Origin of the sequence: Streptomyces sp. DH41 (genome assembly GCF_029813785.1) — a bacterium.
Lineage (GTDB): Bacteria > Actinomycetota > Actinomycetes > Streptomycetales > Streptomycetaceae > Streptomyces.
The window spans coordinates 73,104-88,401 of sequence record NZ_JARVKY010000019.1 but is presented as its reverse complement, the minus strand read 5'-3'; the positions used below and the strand labels follow the sequence as shown (position 1 = coordinate 88,401).

At 73.6% G+C, this 15,298-nt stretch carries 13 protein-coding genes; 11 read left to right on the top strand and 2 right to left on the bottom strand.

The window, feature by feature from the left end; genetic code table 11:
- Positions 1–170: 170 nt before the first annotated feature.
- The 3 genes from QC283_RS27480 to QC283_RS27470 are packed head-to-tail and all read left to right on the top strand — an operon-like array spanning position 171 to position 2,976.
- Positions 171–887, top strand: coding sequence for a DUF5819 family protein (locus tag QC283_RS27480; RefSeq protein WP_443032701.1), 717 nt, complete (start codon positions 171–173; stop codon positions 885–887).
- Positions 884–2,179, top strand: a complete 1,296-nt coding sequence (locus QC283_RS27475; RefSeq protein WP_279564391.1) for an HTTM domain-containing protein — start codon at positions 884–886, stop codon at positions 2,177–2,179. Before QC283_RS27480 ends, QC283_RS27475 begins: the two co-directional genes overlap by 4 nt.
- On the top strand, positions 2,176–2,976 hold the full coding sequence (locus tag QC283_RS27470) for a TrmH family RNA methyltransferase (protein WP_279564390.1): 801 nt from the start codon (positions 2,176–2,178) through the stop codon (positions 2,974–2,976). The genes QC283_RS27475 and QC283_RS27470 overlap by 4 nt, the downstream gene beginning before the upstream one ends.
- Here the strand turns inward: QC283_RS27470 and paaN are convergent.
- Positions 2,973–4,664 (bottom strand): phenylacetic acid degradation protein PaaN, encoded by a 1,692-nt coding sequence (gene paaN, locus QC283_RS27465; RefSeq protein WP_279564389.1) that lies wholly within the window; start codon positions 4,662–4,664, stop codon positions 2,973–2,975. The genes QC283_RS27470 and paaN overlap by 4 nt on opposite strands.
- A 182-nt stretch (positions 4,665–4,846) precedes the next feature.
- Between paaN and QC283_RS27460 the strand changes: the two genes are divergently transcribed.
- Together QC283_RS27460 and QC283_RS27455 are read left to right on the top strand one after the other, a co-directional pair.
- Complete coding sequence (locus tag QC283_RS27460; RefSeq protein ID WP_279564388.1) at positions 4,847–6,361, top strand: 3-hydroxyacyl-CoA dehydrogenase; 1,515 nt, start codon at positions 4,847–4,849, stop codon at positions 6,359–6,361.
- Positions 6,358–6,960 carry a TetR/AcrR family transcriptional regulator gene (locus QC283_RS27455; protein WP_279564387.1) on the top strand — a complete coding sequence of 201 codons (603 nt, stop codon included), beginning with the start codon at positions 6,358–6,360 and terminating at the stop codon, positions 6,958–6,960. Before QC283_RS27460 ends, QC283_RS27455 begins: the two co-directional genes overlap by 4 nt.
- A 122-nt stretch (positions 6,961–7,082) precedes the next feature.
- Here QC283_RS27455 and QC283_RS27450 read toward each other — a convergent pair whose 3' ends face one another.
- Positions 7,083–7,601 carry an Lrp/AsnC family transcriptional regulator gene (locus tag QC283_RS27450; RefSeq protein WP_279564386.1) on the bottom strand — a complete coding sequence of 173 codons (519 nt, stop codon included), beginning with the start codon at positions 7,599–7,601 and terminating at the stop codon, positions 7,083–7,085.
- A gap of 174 nt (positions 7,602–7,775) precedes the next feature.
- On the opposite strand from QC283_RS27450, the gene pdhA reads away from it, so the two are divergent.
- The 6 genes from pdhA (at position 7,776) to QC283_RS27420 (ending at position 15,280) form a co-directional block, all read left to right on the top strand.
- On the top strand, positions 7,776–8,957 hold the full coding sequence (gene pdhA / locus QC283_RS27445) for a pyruvate dehydrogenase (acetyl-transferring) E1 component subunit alpha (RefSeq protein WP_279564385.1): 1,182 nt from the start codon (positions 7,776–7,778) through the stop codon (positions 8,955–8,957).
- On the top strand, positions 8,954–9,958 hold the full coding sequence (locus tag QC283_RS27440; RefSeq protein WP_279564384.1) for an alpha-ketoacid dehydrogenase subunit beta: 1,005 nt from the start codon (positions 8,954–8,956) through the stop codon (positions 9,956–9,958). The genes pdhA and QC283_RS27440 overlap by 4 nt, the downstream gene beginning before the upstream one ends.
- On the top strand, positions 9,958–11,490 hold the full coding sequence (locus QC283_RS27435; protein WP_279564383.1) for a dihydrolipoamide acetyltransferase family protein: 1,533 nt from the start codon (positions 9,958–9,960) through the stop codon (positions 11,488–11,490). The genes QC283_RS27440 and QC283_RS27435 overlap by 1 nt, the downstream gene beginning before the upstream one ends.
- 162 nt (positions 11,491–11,652) lie before the next feature.
- Positions 11,653–12,678 carry an NTP transferase domain-containing protein gene (locus QC283_RS27430; RefSeq protein ID WP_443032700.1) on the top strand — a complete coding sequence of 342 codons (1,026 nt, stop codon included), beginning with the start codon at positions 11,653–11,655 and terminating at the stop codon, positions 12,676–12,678.
- A complete protein-coding gene (locus tag QC283_RS27425; RefSeq protein WP_279564382.1) occupies positions 12,678–14,186 on the top strand; it encodes a molybdopterin molybdotransferase MoeA in 1,509 nt (502 codons plus the stop codon). Before QC283_RS27430 ends, QC283_RS27425 begins: the two co-directional genes overlap by 1 nt.
- Positions 14,183–15,280 carry a potassium channel family protein gene (locus QC283_RS27420; RefSeq protein ID WP_279564381.1) on the top strand — a complete coding sequence of 366 codons (1,098 nt, stop codon included), beginning with the start codon at positions 14,183–14,185 and terminating at the stop codon, positions 15,278–15,280. The genes QC283_RS27425 and QC283_RS27420 overlap by 4 nt, the downstream gene beginning before the upstream one ends.
- The last annotated feature ends 18 nt before the right edge of the window (positions 15,281–15,298 follow it).

The following is a 15,298-nucleotide window of genomic DNA, read 5'->3' as shown; positions in this document are numbered from 1 at the left end:
CGGAGCCCTCGGAGCCCTCGGAGCCCTCGGAGCCGTCGGAGCCGTCGGAGCCCTCGGAAGGCCCAGTCGGGACAGGTGGCGGTCCGGCGGAGACCGGCGGCCCCGTCGAGGCCGAGGATGAGGCCGAGACCGGGACCGGGGCCGCGGCCGGTATCGGAGCCGGCCCCCGAGTGACGCCCGCAGAGCCGGGCCAGGCGTCCGCGGAGCTCCGTACCGGTGTCGCCGCGCTCTCCCCCCGCTACCAGGTCGGTGCGGTGGTCGCCCTCGCGGTCGTCGCCGTCGCCGTCTGCGCCCACATAGGCCTGGTGTTCCTGCACGTCGCCCCGTCGAACACCCTCACCAAGCAGCACGGCGCCGCGGTCGACGAGTGGGTCTACCCGGAGTTCGAACAGAACTGGAAGCTCTTCGCGCCCAACCCGCTCCAGCAGAACATCTCCGTCCAGGTCCGCGCCGAGGTGACCACGGCGGAGGGCGCGATACGGACGACCGGCTGGTACGACCTGTCCGCCGAGGACGGCCGGAGCATCGAGGGCAATCCGCTGCCGAGCCACACCCAGCAGAACGAACTCCGCCGGGCCTGGGACTTCTTCGTCGCCACCCACGACTCCGACGACCGCCCCGTGGGCCCGCGGGGCACACTGGCCGAGGCCTATCTGCGGCGCATAGCGGCCCTGCGCCTGGACCGCAACGAGGCCGCCGGACCGGGCGGTGTCGTCGAGCGCGTCCAGTACCGTTCCCGGACCACCAACGTGGAGCCGCCCCCGTGGAGCGGTGAGAAGGTCTCCGACCGGCCGGTCTACCGGGAGCTGCCCTGGTGGCCGGTGTCGGTCGACGCGGAGGACGGCGACGCGGAGGACGGCACCGCGAAGGAAGGGGGCGCCGCGTGAACGGCATCGCCCTCTCGGTCTCCCGCGGCATCGCCCGCGTCACCGGCGCCGCGCTCGGTCCGTACCAGACCGCGGTGATCCGCATCGGCTTCAGCGCGACCTGGCTGCTCTTCCTGCTGCGCGAACTGCCTCACCGCCACGAGCTGTACGGCCCCGACGGGCCATGGAGCCACGACCTCGCCGAGCAGCTGATCGCGGACAACGGCGCCTTCACGGTGCTGATGTGGTCGGACGGGCGGACCTGGTTCGAGATCGTCTACGCGCTGGCCGTCCTCAGCGGCGTGCTGCTCCTGCTGGGCTGGCGCACCCGGACCATGTCCGTGCTCTTCATGGTCGGGGTGCTCTCGCTGCAGAACCGCAGCGTCTTCATGGGAGACGGCGGTGACAACGTCCTCCACCTGATGAGCATCTACCTGGTCCTCACGCGCTGCGGCCAGGTGTGGTCGCTGGACGCGCGCCGGGCGCGGCGGGCGGGTGAGGCACGCGCGCGTGGGGAGCGTGTCGTGGACCGGGCCGGGCCGGCCCTGTGGTGGGTGTTCGGGTTCCTGCTGCTCACCATGACGTGGGCGGGCGGGCTGGAGGGCGACTGGTTCGTTCCGGCGCTGCTGTGGGCGGTGTGGGCCGCGCAGGGCCTGTGGTGGGCCGTGGGACGCTGGGCCGGGAGCGGCGAGCCGCGGATCCTGCTCGACGTGGTCGCCAACATCGTGCACAACGGCGCCCTGGTCGTGATCATGGCCGAGGCCTGTCTGATCTACGCGACCGCGGGCTGGTACAAGATCCAGGGCTCGCGCTGGCAGGACGGCACCGCCGTCTACTACCCGCTCAACCTGGACTACTTCTCGCCCTGGCCCGCCCTCTCCGACGCGTTGGCCGCCAACGGCACGATGGTCATGCTCGTCACCTACGGCACGGTCGCCGTGCAGGTCGCTTTCCCGTTCACGCTGTTCAACCGGCGGGTCAAGAACGTGCTGCTGGCCGCCATGATGACCGAGCACGCGGTGATCGCCGTGGTGCTCGGGCTGCCGTTCTTCTCGCTGGCGATGATCGCCGCGGACGCGGTCTTCCTGCCGACCTCGTTCCTGCGCCGCGTGGGCGACTGGACGGCACGCGCGCGCGACGGGCTGCGGGGCCGGCGGCCGGCCGGGCGCGGGAGCGGTCGTAAGGCGGCGGTGCCCGGCCCCCGCGCCCACGCGGCCGGGGAGGGAGCGGAAGGCGGGGAGGCTCGGGAAGGCGCGGAGCACCCTGCGGACAGGAAGGGCCCCGAGCACACGCACGTAGGCTTCGGAGCATGACCGTCCCCGTCCCCGGCCCCGACCCCGGCCCCGACCTCGATCCGCTCGCCGCCTGGCGCCGGTACGCCGGCCCGTGTGTGCTGCTCGACGGCTTCCACGCCCTCAAGCACGCGCTGCGTTTCGGTGCCGAGGTCCCGGTGGCCGTGACCGGTGACCGCGCGGCCGCCCTGGCTCTCGCCGACGAGCTGGCGCCCGACGTACGGGACGCGCTGGACGGTCTGCTGGCCGAGGTGGCGCACGAGACGTACGCGTCCCTCGTGCCGCGCCCGCACCCCACCGCCGTGGCCGCCCTGGCCGTACGCCCCTCCCGTACGGCCAACCTGCGGGCCCTGGCGCACCTGCCCCGCCGTACGCCGGTCGTGGTCCTCGACCAGCCGCGCAACCTCGGCAACGCGGGGGCGGTGATCCGGCTGGCCGCCGGTTTCGGGGCGGCCGGCGTGGTCACCACGGGCACGCTCGACCCGTGGCACCCGACGGTGGTGCGCGGCGGGGCGGGGCTCCACTTCGCGACCGCCGTGGAACGGCTGGACGTGGGGGAACTGCCACCGGGGCCGGTGTTCGCGCTGGACCCGGAGGGCGAGGACATCCGCAAACTGAAGCTGCCGGACGACGCGCTGCTCGCGTTCGGCTCGGAGCGCAGCGGGCTGTCGCGGGAACTGCGCGCGCGTGCCGACCACCTGGTGGCGCTGCCGATGCGCCCCCAGGTCTCCAGCTACAACCTCGCGACCAGTGTGGCCATGACGCTGTACCACTGGAGCGCCACCGGGGGCGCGATCCAGGGCTCCCGGGGTTCCTAGGCCTGCCGGCGGACCTCCACCACCCGGAACCGGTTGGCCACGAACGCGCCGTCGCACAGGGCGGCGTTGGCAGCCGGGTTGCCGCCCGAGCCGTGGAAGTCGGAGAAGGCGGCCGTCTGGTTGACGTACACCCCGCCGGTGAGGTTGAGGGACAGCTGGGCCGCTTCCTGAAGGCAGGCCTCCCGCACGGCCTCCTCCACCTCCGCGTCGGTCGTGTACGCGCCGACGGTCATCGCGCCCTTCTCGCGGATGCTGTGACGCAGCAGGTCCACGGCGTGGGTGGCGGAGTCGACGGCGACGGCGAAGGAGACGGGGCCGAAGCACTCGCTGGTGTAGGCGGCCTCGTCGTCGGGCTTGGCGCCGTCCAGCTTGACGATCACCGGGGTGCGCACGACGGCGTCGGGGAAGTCCGGGTTGGTCACCTCGCGGGAGGCCAGGGCGACCTCGCCGAGGCCGGCGGCGGCCTCCAGACGTGCCTTGACGTCCGGGTTGACGATCGCGCCGAGCAGGGCGTTCGCGCGGGCGTCGTCGCCGAGGAGGCCGTCTACGGCCCGCGCCAGGTCGGCGGTCACCTCGTCGTAGGACTTGGCGCCCTGGTCGGTGCGGATGCCGTCGCGGGGGATCAGCAGGTTCTGCGGGGTGGTGCACATCTGGCCGCTGTAGAGGGAGAGGGAGAAGGCCAGGTTGGCGAGCATGCCCTTGTAGTCGTCGGTGGAGTCGACGATCACCGTGTTGACGCCGGCCTTCTCGGTGAAGACCTGGGCCTGTCGGGCGTTGGCCTCCAGCCAGTCGCCGAAGGAGGTGGAGCCGGTGTAGTCGATGATCCTGATCTCGGGACGGGTCGCCAGGGTCTTGGCGATGCCCTCGCCGGGGCGCTCGGCGGCCAGCGCGACCAGGTTCGGGTCGAAGCCGGCCTCGGTGAGGACGTCGCGGGCCACCTGGACGGTGAGCGCGAGCGGCAGCACCGCGCGCGGGTGGGGCTTGACGAGGACCGCGTTGCCGGTGGCGAGGGAGGCGAAGAGGCCCGGGTAGCCGTTCCACGTGGGGAAGGTGTTGCAGCCGATGACCAGGCCGATGCCGCGCGGGACCGGCGTGAAGTACTTGGTCAGCGCGAGCGGGTCGCGCTTGCCCTGCGGCTTGGTCCACTCCGCCGTGTCGGGGGTGCGTGCCTGCTCCGCGTACGCGTAGGCCACGGCCTCCATGCCGCGGTCCTGCGCGTGCGGGCCGCCGGCCTGGAAGGCCATCATGAAGGCCTGTCCGGAGGTGTGCATGACCGCCTGGGCGAACTCCGTCGTCCGGTCGGCGATCCGCCCCAGGATCTCCAGGCAGACCATCGCGCGCAGCTCCGCGCCCGCGTCCCGCCACGCCTTCTGCCCGGCCTTCATGGCGGGCAGCAGCACGTCGAGGTCGGCGTGCGGGTACTCCACGCCCAGCTCGACGCCGTACGGGGAGACCTCGCCGCCCACCCAGTCGTCGGTGCCGGGCTGGCCGAGGTCGAGGCGGGTGCCGAGCAGGGCGTCGAAGGCGGCCTTGCCGGCGGCCGTGTCCAGGCTGCCGTTCTCCCCGTAGGCCTTCGGGTGCTCGGGGTGGGGGGACCAGTACGCGCGCGTGCGGATCGTCTCCAGCGCCAGATCCAGGGTCGGCCGGTGCCGGTCGGTCATCTGCTGTGGGGTGAGTTCGGCGGCCATGCGGGACCAACTCCTCGTCTCTCACGAACCGCCGTCGACTCTCCGTGGAGTCCGCGTCGAGTTCGCGACCTGGGGGAAACCTGGGCGGAAACAGGTGGACACGGCTAGAGTAACCGAACGATCGGTCGGGACAAGGGGGACCGCCGCATCTGTGGAAAACCCCGTGCGGGAGGATCGCGCACATGACAGCACTCGACCTCAGCAGCCCCGTGGCCGTCGTCGGCACCGGCACCATGGGCCAGGGCATCGCCCAGGTGGCGCTGGTCGCGGGCCATCCCGTACGGCTGTACGACGCCGTCCCCGGGCGGGCCCGGGAAGCGGCCGCCACGATCGGCGCCCGGCTCGACCGGCTCGTCGAGAAGGAACGGCTCACCGGCGCCGACCGCGACGCGGCCCGCGCCAGGCTGAAGCCCGCCGAGACCCTCGCCGACCTCGCCGACTGCGCGCTGGTCGTCGAGGCGGTCCTGGAGCGGCTGGACGTCAAGCGGGAACTGTTCCGCGCGCTGGAGGACGTCGTCGGCGACGACTGCCTGCTCGCCACCAACACCTCCTCCCTGTCCGTCACCGCCGTCGGCGGCGCGCTCCGCGTCCCCGGCCGCTTCGTCGGTCTGCACTTCTTCAACCCCGCGCCGCTGCTCCCGCTGGTGGAGGTGGTCTCCGGGTTCGCCACCGACGTCACGTCGGCCACGCGCGCGTACGAGACGGCCCGCGCCTGGGGCAAGACCCCGGTCGCCTGCGCCGACACCCCCGGCTTCATCGTCAACCGCATCGCCCGCCCCTTCTACGCCGAGGCCTTCGCCGTCTACGAGGACCAGGGCGCCGACCCGGCCACCATCGACGCCGTGCTGCGCGAGTCGGGCGGCTTCCGGATGGGCGCCTTCGAGCTGACCGACCTCATCGGGCAGGACGTCAACGAGTCCGTCACGCACTCCGTGTGGGAGGCGTTCTTCCAGGACGTGCGGTTCACGCCCTCGCTCGCCCAGCGCCGCCTGGTCGAGTCCGGCAGGCTCGGCCGCAAGAGCGGGCAGGGCTGGTACGACTACCGTGAGGGGGCCGTGCGCCCCGAGCCGCACACCGCCGAACCGGCCGACCCGCCCGCGTACGTCGTGGTCGAGGGCGACCTCGGACCGGCTGCCGAGCTGGTCGCGTTGGTCCGCGAGGCGGGCATCGAGGTGCGGGAGGAGGCCGAGGACGAAGGTACTCGGCTGGTGCTGCCCGGTGGCGGTCAGCTCGTGCTCGCCGACGGCCAGACCTCCGTCGAGTTCCGCGACGTCGTCTACTTCGACCTGGCGCTCGACTACCGCACGGCCACGCGCGTCGCCCTGTCCCACTCCCAGGACACAAACCGGCGCACCGTCGCCGAGGCCACCGGCCTGTTCCAGGCGCTGGGCAAGAAGGTCAGCGTCATCGGGGACGTCCCCGGCATGATCGTCGCGCGCACGGTGGCGCGGATCATCGACCTGGCCGTCGAGGCGGTCGCCAAGGGCGTGGCCACCGAGGAGGACGTCGACACCGCGATGCGGCTCGGCGTCAACTACCCGCTGGGGCCCTTCGAGTGGTGCCGCCGCGTCGGCCGGGGCTGGGCCGGGTCTCTCCTCGACGACCTGCACTCCATCGACCAGTCCGGCCGCTACGCGCCGTCCCTCGCCCTCTACCGGTACGCGTGCGCCACCGTGAAGCGGGAGGACACCCCATGAGCACCGCCAGGCGCGACACGTACACGCCCGAGACGCTGCTGTCCGTCGCCGTGCAGGTCTTCATCGAGCGCGGCTACGACGGCACCTCCATGGAGCACCTCTCCAAGGCGGCCGGCATCTCCAAGTCGTCGATCTACCACCACGTCACCGGCAAGGAGGAACTTCTGCGCCGGGCCGTGAGCCGGGCCCTGGACGAGCTGTTCGGGATCCTCGACGAGGAGCACGCGCGCGTGGGGACCGCCGCCGAGCGGCTGGAGTACGTCGTGCGGCGCATGGTCGAGGTGCTCATGGCCGAACTGCCCTACGTGACACTGCTGCTGAGGGTGCGCGGCAACACGGGCACCGAGCGGTGGGCGCTGGAGCGGCGGCGCGAGTTCGACCACCGGGTCGCGGATCTGCTGAGGGCGGCGGCGGCCGAGGGGGACGTGCGCACGGACGTGGAGGTGCGGCTCGCGACGCGCCTGGTCTTCGGCATGATCAACTCGATCGTCGAGTGGTACCGGCCCGAGGGGCCCGACGGCCGCAGCGGCGCGGGCGAGCGCGAAGTGGTCGACGCGGTGGCGCGGTTGGTCTTCGGAGGGCTGCGCAAGGCGTCCTGAACGGCCTGGGCCGCGCGAGGCGGCCCGGGGGCGGCCTTGGGGCCGCGCAAGGTGTCCTGGGCGGCTCTCGGGGCCGCGCGAGGATGGTGTCCTGGGCGGCCGCTCGGTCTCCGGACCGGCGGTCAGCTCTGCGGTTCCAGGCCCTCCGTCTCGAAGACCAGCAGGGTGCGCGTGCTGAGCACCTCCGGGATGGCCTGGAGGCGGGTGAGCACCAGCTCGCGCAGGGCGCGGTTGTCGGGGGTGTGCACCAGCAGCAGGACATCGAAGTCGCCGCCCACCAGGGCGATGTGCGAGGCCCCGGGGAGCTGTCGGAGCTGGGACCGGACCGTGCGCCAGGAGTTCTGGACGATCTTCAGGGTGATGTACGCCGAGGTGCCGTGCCCCGCGCGTTCGTGGTCGACACGGGCGCCGAAGCCCCGGATGACGCCGTCCTCGACGAGTCGGTTGATGCGCGCGTACGCGTTGGCGCGTGAGACGTGCACCCGCTCGGCGACCGAGCGTATGGAGGCGCGGCCGTCCGCCTGGAGCATGCGCAGGATGTCCTGGTCGACGGCGTCCAGCGGGCGCGGGGGCGGTTGGGCGCCGGCCTCCTCCTGGCCGCCGGCTTCCTCCGGGCGTTCGGCCATTTGTTCAGATGCCATGTCCCCCCGCCTCCCTACCATGGACGTACTGCGTCCATCTCAGGCTGTGGAGAACCGTTTGTCCACAGCCTGGGGCCGCCTGTAGCCAAAATGTGCCGACGACCGAACAATCGGTAGGTGAGGCCCGTCACACCCGTGGCGAGCCCGGAGCCGCTCCCACGAGGAGGTGCCGTCATGACGGTCATGGAGCAGCGGGGCGCTTACCGGCCCACACCGCCGCCCGCCTGGCAGCCCCGTACCGACCCCGCGCCGCTGCTGCCCGACGCGGAGCCGTACCGCGTCCTCGGCACCAAGGCCGCCGAGCACGCCGATCCCGGCCTGCTGCGCGCGCTGTACACCCGGCTGGTCGCCGGCCGGCGCTACAACGCGCAGGCCACGGCGCTGACCAAGCAGGGGCGGCTGGCCGTCTACCCCTCCAGCACCGGCCAGGAGGCCTGCGAGGTCGCCGCCGCGCTGGCCCTCGAGGAGCGGGACTGGCTCTTCCCCAGCTACCGCGACACGCTCGCCGTCGTCGCCCGCGGCGTCGACCCGGTGGAAGCGCTCACCCTGCTGCGCGGTGACTGGCACACCGGCTACGACCCCTACGAGCACCGGGTCGCCCCGCTGTCCACGCCGCTCGCCACCCAGCTGCCGCACGCCGTCGGTCTCGCGCACGCCGCGCGGCTCAAGGGCGACGACGTGGTCGCGCTGGCGATGGTCGGCGACGGCGGCACCAGCGAGGGCGACTTCCACGAGGCGCTGAACTTCGCCGCCGTCTGGCAGGTGCCGGTCGTCTTCTTCGTGCAGAACAACGGCTTCGCGATCTCCGTCCCGCTCGCCAAGCAGACCGCGGCCCCGTCGCTGGCCCACAAGGCCGTCGGCTACGGGATGCCCGGCCGCCTGGTCGACGGCAACGACGCCGCGGCCGTGCACGAGGTCCTGTCCGACGCCGTACGGCACGCGCGCGCGGGGGGCGGTCCCACGCTGGTGGAGGCGGTGACGTACCGCGTCGAGGCGCACACCAACGCCGACGACGCGACCCGCTACCGGGGCGACTCCGAGGTGGCGGCCTGGCGGCGGCACGACCCGATCGAGCTGCTGGAGCGGGAGCTGACCGAGCGCGGCCTGCTCGACGAGGCGGCCGTCCGGGCCGCCCGCGAGGACGCCGAGACCATGGCCGCCGACCTGCGCGCGCGCATGAACCAGGACGTCGGACTCGACCCCATGGACCTGTTCGCCCACGTCTACGCCGAGCCCACGCCGCAGCTGCGCGAGCAGCGGGACCTGCTGCGCGCGGAGCTGGCGGCCGAGGCGGAGGCGGGCGCCGGGGCCGGGACGGGCTCCGGGACCGAGGCGTCCGAAGGGGGACACCGATGACCACCGTCGCCGTCAGGCCGGCCACCATGGCGCAGGCCCTCACGCGCGCGCTGCGCGACGCCATGGCCGCCGACCCGGGCGTGCACGTGATGGGTGAGGACGTGGGCACCCTCGGCGGCGTCTTCCGCGTCACCGACGGACTGGCCGAGGAGTTCGGCGACAACCGGTGCACGGACACGCCGCTCGCCGAGGCGGGCATCCTGGGCACGGCCGTGGGCATGGCGATGTACGGGCTGCGCCCGGTCGTGGAGATGCAGTTCGACGCCTTCGCCTACCCGGCGTTCGAGCAGGTCGTCAGCCATGTCACCAAGATGCGCAACCGCACCCGAGGGAAGATGCCCCTGCCGCTCACCATCCGCGTGCCCTACGGCGGGGGCATCGGCGGCGTCGAGCACCACAGCGACTCGTCCGAGGCGTACTACATGGCGACTCCGGGGCTCCATGTCGTCACGCCCGCGACCGTCGCCGACGCCTATGGGCTGCTGCGCGAGTCCATCGCCTCCGACGACCCGGTGGTCTTCCTCGAACCCAAGCGTCTGTACTGGTCGAAGGACTCCTGGAACCCCGAGGAGCCCACACCCGTTGAACCGACAGGCCGCGCGGTGGTGCGGCGCTCGGGCCGGAGCGCCACACTCATCACGTACGGGCCGTCGCTGGTCGCCTGCATGGAGGCGGCCGAAGCGGCCCGGGCCGAGGGCTGGGACCTCGAAGTCGTCGATCTGCGCTCCCTGGTGCCGTTCGACGACGAGACGGTGTGCGCTTCGGTGCGGCGGACGGGACGCGCGGTCGTCGTCCACGAGTCGGGTTCCTTCGGGGGCCCGGGCGGGGAGATCGCGGCCCGGGTCACGGAGCGCTGCTTCCACCACCTGGAGGCGCCGGTGCTGCGTGTGGCCGGGTTCGACATCCCGTATCCGCCACCGATGCTGGAGCGCCACCACCTGCCCGGTGTGGACCGGATCCTGGACGCCGTGGGGCGCCTGCAGTGGGAGGCCGAAAGCTGATGGCACACGCTTCTGATGGGCACGGCCTGGAGTTCAAGCTCCCCGACCTCGGTGAGGGGCTCACCGAGGCGGAGATCGTGCGCTGGATGGTCGAGGTCGGCGACGTCGTCGCCGTGGACCAGCCGGTCGTCGAGGTCGAGACGGCCAAGGCGATGGTGGAGGTGCCCTGCCCCTACGGCGGTGTGGTCACCGCCCGCTTCGGCGAGGAGGGCACGGAGCTGCCCGTCGGGGCGCCGCTGCTGACGGTGGCGGTGGGCGAGACCGCCGGAGACCGCCCGGCCGGGGGGCCGGGCAGCGGCGGCGAGGCGGTCGGTGAGCCGCCCGGCGAGGACACCGGGGAGCCGCAGGCTGGCAAGGCCCGGGCCGAGGGCGCCCGGATCGATCAGGCCCCAGCCGAGAGTGCCCCAGCCGAGAGTGCCGGGGCCGAGGGGGCCGGGGCGCGGCAGGTGAAGGCCGAGGGCTCGGGAAACGTCCTGGTCGGGTACGGCACCTCCGAGGCACCCGCGCGGCGGCGCAGGGTGCGGCCGGTGCCGTCGGCGTCCGCCACGGCGCCGTCCGGGCGGGCGAACGGCCAGGTCCGTGCCGCCGACCCGGTGGACGGCGCGGTGGACGGCCCGGTCCCCGTCATCTCCCCGCTGGTCCGCAGGCTCGCCCGGCACAACGACCTGGACCTGCGCGAGCTGACCGGCTCCGGCCCGGAGGGGCTGATCCTGCGCGCGGACGTGGAGTACGCGTTGCGTGCCGCCGCCACCCAGGGCGGCCGTACGACGGCTCCGGAGGGTGGGCCGCAGTCGGCAGCGAGCGGCCGGGCACCGGAAGCCGCGGCGCCGGCGACCCGGTCCGGCGGCATCCGCACCCCTCTCAAGGGCGTCCGCGGCGCCGTCGCCGACAAGCTCTCCCGCAGCCGCCGCGAGATTCCCGACGCGACCTGCTGGGTGGACGCCGACGCGACCGAGCTGATGCGGGCGCGCACCGCGATGAACGCCGCCGGTGGCCCGAAGATCTCCCTTGTCGCTCTGCTGGCCCGGATCTGTACGGCCGCTCTGGCCCGCTTCCCCGAGCTGAATTCCACCGTCGACACGGAGGCCCGGGAAGTCGTCCAGCTCGACCAGGTCCACCTCGGCTTCGCCGCCCAGACGGACCGGGGGCTGGTCGTGCCGGTGGTCCGGGACGCACACGCGCGGGACGCCGAGGCGCTCACCGCGGAGTTCGCCAGGCTGACGGAGGCGGCCCGGGCCGGCCGGCTGACGCCCGGTGAAGTGACCGGCGGCACCTTCACGCTGAACAACTACGGCGTGTTCGGCGTGGACGGTTCCACGCCGATCCTCAACCACCCCGAAGCGGCCATGCTCGGCGTCGGCCGCATCGTCCCCAAGCCCTGGGTGCACGAGGGGGAGTTGGCGGTGCGTCAGGTCGTGCAGCTGTCGCTCACCTTCGATCACCGTGTGTGCGACGGCGGCACGGCGGGCGGCTTCCTGCGGTACGTCGCGGACTGCGTGGAACAGCCGGCGGTGCTGCTGCGCACGCTGTGACAGAGGCGTCGTCAGCCGCCTCTGTCACAGGCGCCGTCAGCCGCGTCGTCGACGCCGACGGCAGGGTTGACGTCAGTGCCGACCCCGGCGCCGGTGCGCACACTCTGATCGCGTGGCCTCCCCCGCGTTCCCTGTGATCGCGCCGGGACGCATACTCGGGGGGTGACCGCGTACGAGCCCCCCGGCCCCGGCACCGGCCCAGCCGACGGACCCGGCCCCGCCGCCGGCCCCGGGACCGCCGCCGACCCCGCGCCGGGGCCGGACCCTGCCGGGTACGACGCCGTCGTGCTCGCGGGCGGGGGCGCCCGGCGGCTCGGCGGCGCGGACAAACCCGGTCTCCGCGTGGGCGGGCGCGCGCTGCTGGACCGGGTGCTCGCCGCCTGCGTCGGAGCGCGGACCACCGTGGTCGTCGCCGACCACCGGCCCACCGCACGCCCGGTGACCTGGGCCCGGGAGGACCCGCCCGGCGGCGGACCGCTCGCCGCCCTCGCCGCAGGCCTCGGGCTCACCACGGAAGAGCACGTCGTGGTGGTCTCCGCCGACCTGCCGTTCCTCGCCGGGTCCACCGTCGGACGACTTGTGTCGGTCCTCGCCGCGAGCGATGCCGACGGCGTGCTGCTCACCGACACCGACGGCCGCGACCAGCCCCTCGTCGCCGCCTACCGCGCCCCCGCGCTGCGCCGCGAGTTGGCCGCGCTCACCGGGGACCGGGGAGAGCGGGGTGGCCGGGCAGACCTCACCGGGCTGCCCCTGCGCCGCCTGACCGGCGCCCTCCGCCTCATCCGCGTCCCCGACGCCGTCGCGTCCTTCGACTGCGACACCTGGGACGACATCGCCACCGCAAGGGCACGCATCAGGGAGCATGGTCACGTGTTGGATGAATGGATTACCGCAGCCAAGGATGAGTTGGGCATCGACCTCGACGTCGACACCGGCGTCCTGCTCGACCTCGCCCGGGACGCCGCCCACGGGGTGGCCAGGCCGGCGGCCCCGCTGACCACCTTCCTCGTCGGCTACGCGGCCGGACGGGCCGGGGGAGGCCGCGAGGCAGTCGCCGAGGCCGCCCGCAAGGCCACGGCCCTCGCCCAGCGCTGGGCTCAGGAGGCCGCCGACTCCGGGCCGGCCCCCGCGGCGGGCAAACCCGACGTGGCTCCCGACGCCACCCCCGACACCCGCCCGGACGCGTGATGACCTCCCCCGGCACACGGGCCGACGAGGAAGCGGACGACCTCGACGTCGAGGAGGCGCTCGCCCTCGTGAACGAGGCCCCCGGCCCTCCCCACGGCGACCACGACCACGCGGTGCCACCCACGCAGGCCGAACACCCCCACAGCCATGGCCGGTCCGACAGCCAGTCGCACCACGACCGCCACGGGAACCAGGACGGCCAGTCGCACCACGACCGTCACGGACCCCAGGACAGCCACGGACGACCCGACCGTCACGGTCAGCGCGGCGCGCCCCACGGGCCGTCCGAGTCCCACCACCGCGCGACCCCCTGGCCCGAAGCCCGGGCGACCGCCGAGCGCGCCGCCCGCACCGCCGCCCGTGCCGACCGCCGCGCCCCGGTCTCCGTGCCCCTCGACGCGGCCCTCGGCCTCGCCCTCGCCGCGCCCCTCACCGCACTCACCGACCTGCCCCCCTTCGACACCTCCGCGATGGACGGCTGGGCCGTCGCCGGGCCGGGCCCCTGGACGGTGCGTGACAAGGGCGTTCTGGCCGGACACGCGGAACCCGCTCCCCTCACCGACGGCGAAGCCGTCCGGATCGCCACCGGCGCCCGCATCCCCGTGGGTGCCACCGTCGTGCTGCGCACGGAGCACGGCCGCACCGACGGCAAGGACCGGCTGCAGGCGACCCGTGGGGTCGTGCACGGCCAGGACATCCGCCCGCGCGGCCAGGAGTGCCGCAGCGGCGACCAGCTGTTGCCCGTCGGCACCCTGGCGACCCCGGCCGTACTGGGCCTGGCGGCAGCCGCCGGATACGACACCCTCACCGCGGTCCCCCGCCCCCGCGTCGACGTGCTCGTCCTCGGCGACGAACTGCTCACCGAGGGCCTCCCGCACGACGGCCTCATCCGGGACGCGCTCGGCCCGATGCTGCCGCCCTGGCTGCGGGCCCTGGGCGCCGAGGTCCGCGCGGTCCGCCGGATCGGCGACGACGCCAAGGCCCTGCACCGCGCCATCACGACCTCTGCCGCCGACCTGATCGTCACGACCGGCGGCACCGCCGCGGGTCCCGTCGACCACGTCCACCCGGTCCTGCGCCGGATCGACGCCGAACTCCTCGTGGACGGCGTCAAGGTACGCCCCGGTCACCCCATGCTGCTTGCCCGCCTCAAGGACGACCGGCACCTCGTCGGTCTCCCCGGCAACCCCCTCGCCGCCGTCTCCGGCCTGCTCACGCTCGCCGAGCCGCTGCTGCGCACCCTCGCCGCCCGCCCGGCGCCCGAGCCGTACGCGCTGCCACTGCGGGACGCGGTGCACGGGCACCCGTACGACACCCGGCTCGTCCCCGTCGTCCTGCGCGGCGACGGTGCCGTGCCGCTGCGCTACAACGGCCCCGCCATGCTGCGCGGCATCGCGGCCGCCGACGCCCTGGCCGTCGTACCCCCGGGCGGTGCGCGGTCGGGACAGGAGGCCGAACTGCTCGACCTGCCCTGGGCCGCCGACGGGATCGGAGTGTGTTTCACGTGAAACTTCCGGGCCAGGACGCGATCGCCCGTCAGGCGGACGAGCATCTCGTGACCCATCGGGTGAAACTCCCGAGGAAGCTGGTGGAGCATCCGATCCGCCAGGTCGGCAAACGGCTCTCCACGGCCCTTCTGGTCCTCTTGGTGACCGCCGTCATCGTGTTTGCCGACCACGACGGCTACACCGACAACTCCGACGGCGCCGTCGATCTCCTCGACGCCTTCTACTACGCCACCGTCACCCTCTCCACCACCGGGTACGGCGACATCACACCCGTCAGCGACGCCGCCCGGCTGACCAACATCTTCGTCATCACGCCCCTGCGCGTGCTGTTCCTGATCATCCTGGTCGGCACCACGCTGGAAGCCCTCACCGAGCGCACTCGGGAGGAGTGGCGCCTGAACCGCTGGAGGTCCACCTTGCGCGATCACACCGTCGTCGTCGGTTTCGGTACCAAGGGACGGTCGGCGATCCAGACCGTCTGCGCGACCGGGCTGCGCAAGGAGCAGGTCGTCGTGGTCGACCCGAGCGGGAAGGCCATCGAGGCCGCGACGGCCCACGGCTACGCGGGTGTGATCGGTGACGCGACGCGCAGCGATGTGCTGAACCGTGCCGAGGTGTACCGGGCGAAGCAGATCATCATCGCCACCCAGCGCGACGACACGGCCGTACTGGTGACGCTGACGGCCCGGCAGCTCAACCGCGGCGCGAAGATCGTGGTCGCGGTCCGCGAGGAGGAGAACGCGCCGCTGCTGAAGCAGTCCGGCGCCGACGCCGTCATCACCAGCGCCAGCGCCGCGGGCCGTCTCCTCGGGCTCTCCGTGCTCAGCCCCGCCGCCGGCATGGTCATGGAGGACCTCATCAGCCAGGGCAGCGGGCTCGACCTCGTGGAGCGGCCGGTCATAAAGGCCGAGGTGGGCAAGAACCCGCGTGAGACGGACGACCTGGTGGTGAGTGTCCTGCGCGGGCACCGGGTGCTCGGCTACGACGATCCGGCCGTCGGCGGGCTGGAACTGGCGGACCGCCTGATCACGATCGTACGGGCGACGCCGGCCACCCACGTGGCCCCCGACGCCCGCCCGCTGCCCCGCGACTGACGGGGTCGCGGGCCCCGT